Below are 7,290 nucleotides of genomic sequence, written 5' to 3'. Positions count from 1 at the left end.
AACTATCTGCCGCTTGCCAAGCCCAAGAAATTCCTTGCAGTTCGTCGTATTCGGCCAGACCTCGCTGCCAAATTTTAGTAACCACACCGGCCACACTCCATTGCTGGAATTTATCGTTAAGTGCCGAGGAGCTCAGCCCGCCAAACTTTTTGTGGGGCAAGGCATTCCAGATGATGCCAGTCCGTAAGACGTAAACCATTGCCGAAAAGTAGAGGTGGTTGGAATATTTCAGTTTCCTGCACCCCCTTGTTGGCGTTGGTAGGTCTTGTTGGAGACTCTTGGATCTGTGGGAATCAGGGGTTGAACCAATTCCCAAAAGGCATCCGAAATTTCCCAGGTCTTCTTTCTTGACATATCTTTCTCCTCATCGGGTTATCTGCTCATCCTCTCAACAAGGATCGATAAGAAGGGAAAGATAGCCAATCTTTTATTTACGGATAAGCTCTTAAAATTAAGCCGAAAACACGATGAGCATTTGGGGGGGATTATTCACAGACGATTTGCTACCTTGACGGAAGAAAAATTTATCCCAAAAAGCGATAGTGTGGGAGCACAGGTTGATGTGCTCCCACTTTTTTGGGGGAATATTTCAGTCGACCAAGGACCACTTGGCTTTCAGTTCCTCAAAGAAGCCTCGTTCATTTTGCAAGCGAATCCAGTGATTGACAAAGTTAATCCACTGTTGATCACCACGAGGAACCAACATAGCAATGGGGGTTGGGTTCTGTGCAGTCGTTACAGGTACTACACGTAACTCAGGATACTGTGAAGCCAAGTTACCAGCTTCCGTGTTGCTCGTCATTGAAGCATCTGCTCTACCTGAGATAACCTCCTGCCAGTCTCGAGCAGGCTCTTCGACCTTGCGAATAGTCGCATTGGGAAAGAGTGCTGCAGCACGTTGTTCCTGAACGGTGCCCAAAGTTACAGCAATCTTCACACCTGCTTTATTGAGATCATCCCAATCCTTGAACTTATCGACGTTCTGCTGACTGACCAAGGGCACATCAGCAACTCGGAAGTAAGGATTCGTGTAACCAGCAACCAACGCACGCGCTGGACTGAGAGAGGCGCTTGTCGAAATGTCGTATTTGTCAGCTACGGCGATTGCGATGCTTTTCCAATCTGTGGGTACAAATTCTACTTTGACTCCCATGTCTTCGGCTAACTTAGTCACCAAATCCACATCAAATCCCACGTATTGATTCGAAGCAGGATCTCGAAAACTCATTGGCTTCCAATTCCCAGGTGTTCCAACACGAAGAACTCCATCTGCCTTGATGCTATCCAGGCGTGACTGTTGTGCCTGCAGGGGCGAAGCCAACAGGAACAGACAACTCAGGGCAAGTAGTGCCCTGGAAATATGCTTCTTAATCCGATCTCTCCAAGTAAGGTCTCTGCGGCTTGCAGGTCTCCGCAATTGACAGCTAAAGTATTGAGGTGTCGATACAGCCTTTCTGCAACGACCATTTCACTCTAGAAGTTCGATCCCACAAGGTCAAATCGCAGTGAATCCCTTCCTGATAAATTATTCCTCTTCTTAGGAAATCATCTGATTGTGAAACCAATTATTTGTTTAGGATTGTTGGGCATCGCTCTGCTAAACCTGACTGGATGTAGTAGTAGCTACACCTGGGCTTGGTATGTCATCTCGCCTACTCATCCTCAAGGGCAGACCAACTTACTTTTTTTACTGAGTGGCCTTGCAGACACAATGCTGTTGGCAGTGAATTCTATTGTTTTGTCGATTGTACTGGGGTTGATTGTTGTTTTGCCAGGACTCTCAAAGCGTCCGTGGGCTCGAGCGATTAATCGTACTTATGTCGAAGCTCTCCGCTCAGTTCCGGTACTAGTAATGATTCTTTGGGTCTACTACGGGCTACCAGTGATGAGTGGCATCTCACTCAATACTTTCTGGGCAGGCATGCTGGCCCTCGCTTTCTGTGACAGTGCTTTTGAGGCTGAAATCTTTCGAGCTGGGATTCAATCAATCGAGAAGGGACAACACGACGCTGCTGAGTCATTGGGGCTGCGCTACAGTTCAAAAATGCGCCTCATCATTTTACCTCAAGCCTTGCGACGGGTGCTTCCAGCAATTGGCAATCAATTCGTGTACATGATCAAGATGTCTTCACTGGTCTCTGTGATTGGCATGACTGAACTGACACGACGCGCAAATGAATTGGTTGTGAGCCAGTACCGACCTCTGGAAATCTACACATTTTTGGTGCTTGAGTACTTTGTGTTGATTGTCTTGGTTTCAATGGGAGTTCGCTGGCTGGAACGCCGGCTTAGTAAATCTGAGACTGTGTGAATGTGCTAGCAATGCAGGCTGATCCCCGAAGCCGAGGGATGTTCTTTCTGTTGGTGGCGATTATTGCTACGGGTTGCTTCCCTCTACCTTACGCCAAGGCTATGCAGTCGATCACACCGATGGTAGCCATAGTGGGAATCTTCTTCTGGGCACTGCTCTTCTCAATTCCTGGTGCCTGGCATTTACGCAGAAAAGCCAATTTCCGACTGAAAAATATCATTGTGATTATTGCTGTAGCTTTCCTGGGAGTGATGGCGAATTACTCCATCTGTCAGGCAATTGCAGGTAGTTCAGCAACAATGTTCAATGTCATTTCTAGAGTTGAGATCATCATCGCGATGATTCTAGGCTGGGTCTTTCTGCATGAACCTGTAGGACTCCGTGTCTGGATGGCAGTAGCGGTTGTGTTGAGCGGTATTCTGTTAATGCGTGGTGACACACTCACGATCAATTTAGAAGATTGGGAGGCCGTACTCTGGGCATTGTGTACTGCTGGCTGTTTCGCTTCAATCCAGGTTCTCTCGAAGTCAATCATTCACGAGGTAGATCCACAGGTACTCAACGTGCTCCGACTTAGCTTGGCTGTCCTGATCTTACTGACTTTGCCAGGGATAACTGTGGAGGTCAGTATGCTCACTTTAGAGGGTTGGACTTGGCTGGGAATGGCAGCTTTTTTTGGGCCATTTCTAGGACGGATTACTTATACTTATTCCCTTCGTTATTTTACGATTGCCAAAGCAATGACTGCGATCACTTTTAGCCCCGTCTTGACGCTGATTTTCGAATTTCTAATCTTCAGTCGCACTTTGAGTATTTTTGAATTGACGGGAGGTGCTTTGGTCATGACTGGAATCTTGATCGCCTTCCGTCAGACAGGAATATCACATTAAGCTTTCTGCTACAGGGGTTGACAAAATATTTTCCAGCTTCTTTGGTCGTTTTTGAAGCATTCTTTGAACCTCACCTATCGTAAGTACCAAAAGCATAATAGATTGGTAAGTGGGTGATTCCGATTGTAAAAAGAATCAAAACTGGTTGATGTCCATGTCGATCAACCAGTCTCCCCAAATTGGTTCCACGATCAGCGAGACAATCGAAGTCCCAATGGGAGTTGCCGCAACTAGACGGAAATCCCATTCAAGAACCTTGATCAGGTGTGCAGAGAAGTAAGGAATTGAAATTCCAACCGGAAAGAGAAGTGCAAAGTAGAAAGTGATGATTCTGCAGTAGTTCTTGTTCTGAAAAGGCCGGCTGAAATAGGTGCTAAGAGGTGGTAGTGGTTGTGGGTCTACTTGAAGTGGTTCCGGCTGGTTCCCTAGAAAGAAAAAAGCTGCTATTCCTGTGTTGCAGGTCAACAGAAAGAGTGCAAGATAGCCATCATAGGCAAAGTCCTTCTCTCGGAAAAATCCAGAACGATCCCCCCCCCCCAACAAACTCACACCAATAGCCAACCCACCTGCAAAGGGATTTCTTTGACTGAAAGAGCGCCTGCGAATTTGCCTTGGAACTGGGTTTGCCATCCAAGTAATCCACCCAGGAACTCCCAGCCACATCAATAGATTAGCTAGTGTGAAGAGCACCAGAAAAGAAACTGATGTGTAGCCAGTCAGGAAGCAGAAATGGCAACAATACCATCGGTAGCCAAAGCAGACGCGAAATTCCAGCACCCCAGCGAGTCAGGGTTTTCCAATGTCCGGAACGTTCGAGAAATAGGCTCTGGGAAGTTGCATGCTCTGCATGAGCATCAGCAGGGCCAAGAGCAATGACAGTTCAAAGTCATTGGCTCCCAACAAGAGAGCATATCCAGTAAGGAATGCCCCCGAAGTCAGCGTCATGTGAACAGACGCCGAGGCTCCTTCCCATAGAGAGAACTTCAAGCCTAGTCTTGTGATGGTTTCCTTGAAATCTTCGAGGTAGAACAAACAGAAAAGTGAGATATTAATTCTCTCGGACAACTCGATGAAAAAATCCTGCTTTGTGTATTAGGTCTTTGAAATAAAAATTCCACGCTAACGCAATTGCTGATCAGAATTCGAAGCAACTGTATCCAAGTGGCTGAATTCAAGAATTTTTCAGTTTCATCCGAAGTGGATAGCTATGACTGAGGGGGGCTTTTGTTAAGGAAGGAGATAAGGTGTGGGTTCAGCATTGTGGACGTGCCAGAGTTTCCCCAGAACTGGCGTTGGATGATCATTATCATCCATTGGTCCTTCCCAATTCATCGTACTTCTCTCATTCTTTTCCGTGAAGAGAATATGGTGGCGCAATTCTCCATCCATGACAAACCACTCTTCCCAGGGAATTGTTGCTGTTTGATTGAGTGGAGGGATTGCATTGATAACCGTACCAACCACTGAATTCTCAAAAACAATCCATTGATGACCTGCATAGTGCTGGGGCATCACCTCACTATCAAATATCGTGGGATTTAGTCCGATTCGCTTAGCAGCTTCCAAAACACCTTTTTCGATGATTGAAAGTTGGTAATCGAGATAGCTTGACATCCAAGGACTCCGATTCAATAGTATGTTTAACATGGAATAATTCCATGTTGCTAACGAAGATATGCTCAATCAGTAATTCATACAGATCAGAATAAGTTACCATGAACAACCAATTAAGAATTCTACTAATAATTATCGTTTCTATATTTTTACTTGGTGTCAAGAGAAGCACTCTGAATCTGACTGAACAGCAACTTAGAAATAAACAAATAAGAATTCAGGAAATAATTCTTCTATCTCAACAAACGAACAAGCAGCCTAAACCGATTCGGGATCAGCGTGAAGCAAGAATGCAACAGAATCGCTACACACCCATCAACCTTACAATTTATCCTAGAACAGTTTATCGAGAACTACCAAACGTTCCAAAACAGAGGAGATTTCATAACTAATCGTTACTTAGTAACAAGCCACTCAAACAAATCTAGCTCTGTTATTAACTGAATTAAAGAGAGACAATCAGAGTTGATAAACTGATTTTGCAGTCCCACTAAATATCTGATCTTTCTCAGATTCACTGAGCTTCAAATTATTGGCAATCTTCTTGAAGAAGTTCCAGATTGTTCTGTAGGAAACACACTCTTTATCAACAGGGAAATTGCTTTCAAACATACATCTTTCAATTCCAAATAATTCAATCGCCTTCACATAGTATTTCCCCAACCGCTCACAGAGTTCATCGGAACTCATCGGCCGCGATTGCTGATTTCTGTGAAAATCAGGCTCCCAATCATTCACTCGCTGTTGCGCCCCGCCAAGTTTCAAATATACATTTTTTTGTTTGGAGACCTTCCTGAGACATTCCCTCCACTCTTGCTCATTCAGATCAATCCGGCCACCCAAGTGATTTACAATAATTGTCACTTCTGGATTCATCGCTGCCAATTCAGCCAATTTGCGCAGCCTTGTATAATCTGGTGAGTAATTGTCAAAAGTGAGCGCCATTTCTCCCAATATTTTGAATCCATCCAAAAAATACGAATTCAAATCACACGGAAATGGACTTCGGATGCCTCGAAAGTTTGGGGAAGCCTTTTGTAAAGATTCCAGGACGCTTTTGACCTTCTTACCCAAACTCAAATCAGCATAACTGAAAATTCCGGCACAGATCTGGGTATCCCCATAGAGTCCAGAAGCACTCATCGCCGCAACGCCATTTGCAAATTCAACTTCACCAACAGCTTTCAACTCTTCTGGGCCTTCTTTTTTATAAAAAGCAGCACACTGCGCAAACACCGTGTGGGTGATTTTATGACCGGCTCTCTCGATTTCATTGGCAAATTCTTCTGTCAGATACACCTTCTGTAAAAAATCTCTATGTGGATGGAAGGTGATTTTACGAAGATCCCAAAGATGATGGTGAGGGTCAACAATTTGTAATTCTGGATCCAATACGTCTTCTGGTTCTTCCCGAGCCAGCCATTCTTGCAAATAGCGATCATCCAAAATCTTTGTCATAAATTCCCTCAATCAGGTCAATCTGCTCATGAGTCTGGAGCAATCAAAAAACAGACATTGGTACTTAAACATTATTTAGTTTAAGAATAAGTGGCTACAAAGAAGCTTAAAACATTCTTTTTGATTTACTGTAGCACAGCGTTTTACGGTACAGTCGAGCTAGGCAATGCCTAAATCGAAAATTGAGTGATTATACCAGGGTGGTGAAGGTCCAGCCTTGGCGGTGCAAAGCTTTGGGAACCAAGTGCTCGTATGCTTTCAGACAAACGTGCAATAACTCCTGGTGTGTCAAGCCCTTCAGTTATTTGAAAAGCTCTTATGCGGTCTTGATCGGTCTGCTGCCAAAGACAAAAGAGCACTCAATCAAAAGTAGAATGAATCGCTATCCAGATCCAGCATTTAGATTGTTTTAGCAACAAAGCTACAGTATTCAGCAATTTTAATGAAGGAGTAGTTATTAGTTTTGGTTGGGTAGCTGTTAACTGCTCCGTAGCCTGAACAAACCAGCGCGAATCTGTTGCGCGCTGTCGTCCGAGGATTTTGCAAATGGCTCTGAGCCCCAATCCTTCAGGGTATACTTTTGAGCCGGCACTTTGAAGATTCGGATTCTTACCCCTTTCGCAGTTTCTGAAGAGTTCGTTGACAAGCTCAGCAGCAGGAAAGTTTAACCTTTCAATTCTTACGGAGTAGGATGTAGTCAGGATACGTGCAGTGAGGACATTGAATTAATAGATCTCTAATTTTAAGAGATTATTCATGTATTTAAACTATGCAATTGCTTTAACTTTTTTTATTCAATTGTAATATAAATTGATTTTCTTTATTCGTAAGTTAATTGCATTAAATTAATTTTATCTTTAAAGATCTATCCTTGTTTATCTAGTAAATAATGCCATGAATTTTGATTGTTTTCTCCAAGCCAGATAAAGTAAGGATGTCACTAGAATTGATGCTTCGACAATTCCTCTCTGATCTAAGAATAAATTATACAAGAATATATTGATTACTATTGGTGAC

Annotated in this window: 8 protein-coding genes and 1 pseudogene; 2 read left to right on the top strand and 7 right to left on the bottom strand. The window is 43.8% G+C overall.

Annotated elements, in window-relative coordinates:
- Positions 1-228: 228 nt before the first annotated feature.
- Both P8O70_15385 and P8O70_15380 read right to left on the bottom strand, forming a co-directional pair.
- A complete protein-coding gene (locus P8O70_15385) occupies positions 229-354 on the bottom strand; it encodes a hypothetical protein (GenBank protein MDG2198229.1) in 126 nt (41 codons plus the stop codon).
- Between the two features lie 235 nt (positions 355-589).
- Complete coding sequence (locus tag P8O70_15380; protein ID MDG2198228.1) at positions 590-1,372, bottom strand: transporter substrate-binding domain-containing protein; 783 nt, start codon at positions 1,370-1,372, stop codon at positions 590-592.
- Positions 1,373-1,555: 183 nt separating this feature from the next.
- On the opposite strand from P8O70_15380, the gene P8O70_15375 reads away from it, so the two are divergent.
- Positions 1,556-2,311, top strand: coding sequence for an amino acid ABC transporter permease (locus P8O70_15375; protein ID MDG2198227.1), 756 nt, complete (start codon positions 1,556-1,558; stop codon positions 2,309-2,311).
- Complete coding sequence (locus P8O70_15370) at positions 2,308-3,201, top strand: DMT family transporter (protein ID MDG2198226.1); 894 nt, start codon at positions 2,308-2,310, stop codon at positions 3,199-3,201. Before P8O70_15375 ends, P8O70_15370 begins: the two co-directional genes overlap by 4 nt.
- Positions 3,202-3,336: 135 nt before the next feature.
- Here the strand turns inward: P8O70_15370 and P8O70_15365 are convergent, their stop codons facing one another.
- The 5 genes and pseudogenes from P8O70_15365 to P8O70_15345 all read right to left on the bottom strand — a co-directional run bounded on the left by P8O70_15365 (position 3,337) and on the right by P8O70_15345 (position 6,457).
- Positions 3,337-3,978, bottom strand: a complete 642-nt coding sequence (locus P8O70_15365; GenBank protein MDG2198225.1) for a hypothetical protein — start codon at positions 3,976-3,978, stop codon at positions 3,337-3,339.
- A 9-nt stretch (positions 3,979-3,987) separates the two neighbouring features.
- Positions 3,988-4,266, bottom strand: a complete 279-nt coding sequence (locus tag P8O70_15360) for a hypothetical protein (protein ID MDG2198224.1) — start codon at positions 4,264-4,266, stop codon at positions 3,988-3,990.
- A 162-nt stretch (positions 4,267-4,428) separates the two neighbouring features.
- On the bottom strand, positions 4,429-4,815 hold the full coding sequence (locus tag P8O70_15355; GenBank protein MDG2198223.1) for a hypothetical protein: 387 nt from the start codon (positions 4,813-4,815) through the stop codon (positions 4,429-4,431).
- A 459-nt stretch (positions 4,816-5,274) separates the two neighbouring features.
- Positions 5,275-6,273 (bottom strand): amidohydrolase family protein, encoded by a 999-nt coding sequence (locus P8O70_15350; GenBank protein ID MDG2198222.1) that lies wholly within the window; start codon positions 6,271-6,273, stop codon positions 5,275-5,277.
- 106 nt (positions 6,274-6,379) lie between these two features.
- Positions 6,380-6,457, bottom strand: a pseudogene (locus P8O70_15345) (IS1 family transposase).
- Positions 6,458-7,290: the final 833 nt, after the last annotated feature.

The organism is SAR324 cluster bacterium (assembly GCA_029245725.1).
Classification (GTDB): Bacteria; SAR324; SAR324; order SAR324; family NAC60-12; genus JCVI-SCAAA005.
This window is presented reverse-complemented; position numbering and strand designations above follow the sequence as displayed.

What these genes read in the sequence shown, in the direction of transcription:
- P8O70_15385 (MDG2198229.1), bottom strand. Translation starts at nt 354, where the DNA reads ATGTCAAGAAAGAAGACCTGGGAAATTTCGGATGCCTTTTGGGAATTG.
- P8O70_15355 (MDG2198223.1), bottom strand. Translation starts at nt 4,815, where the DNA reads ATGTCAAGCTATCTCGATTACCAACTTTCAATCATCGAAAAAGGTGTT.
- P8O70_15350 (MDG2198222.1), bottom strand. Translation starts at nt 6,273, where the DNA reads ATGACAAAGATTTTGGATGATCGCTATTTGCAAGAATGGCTGGCTCGG.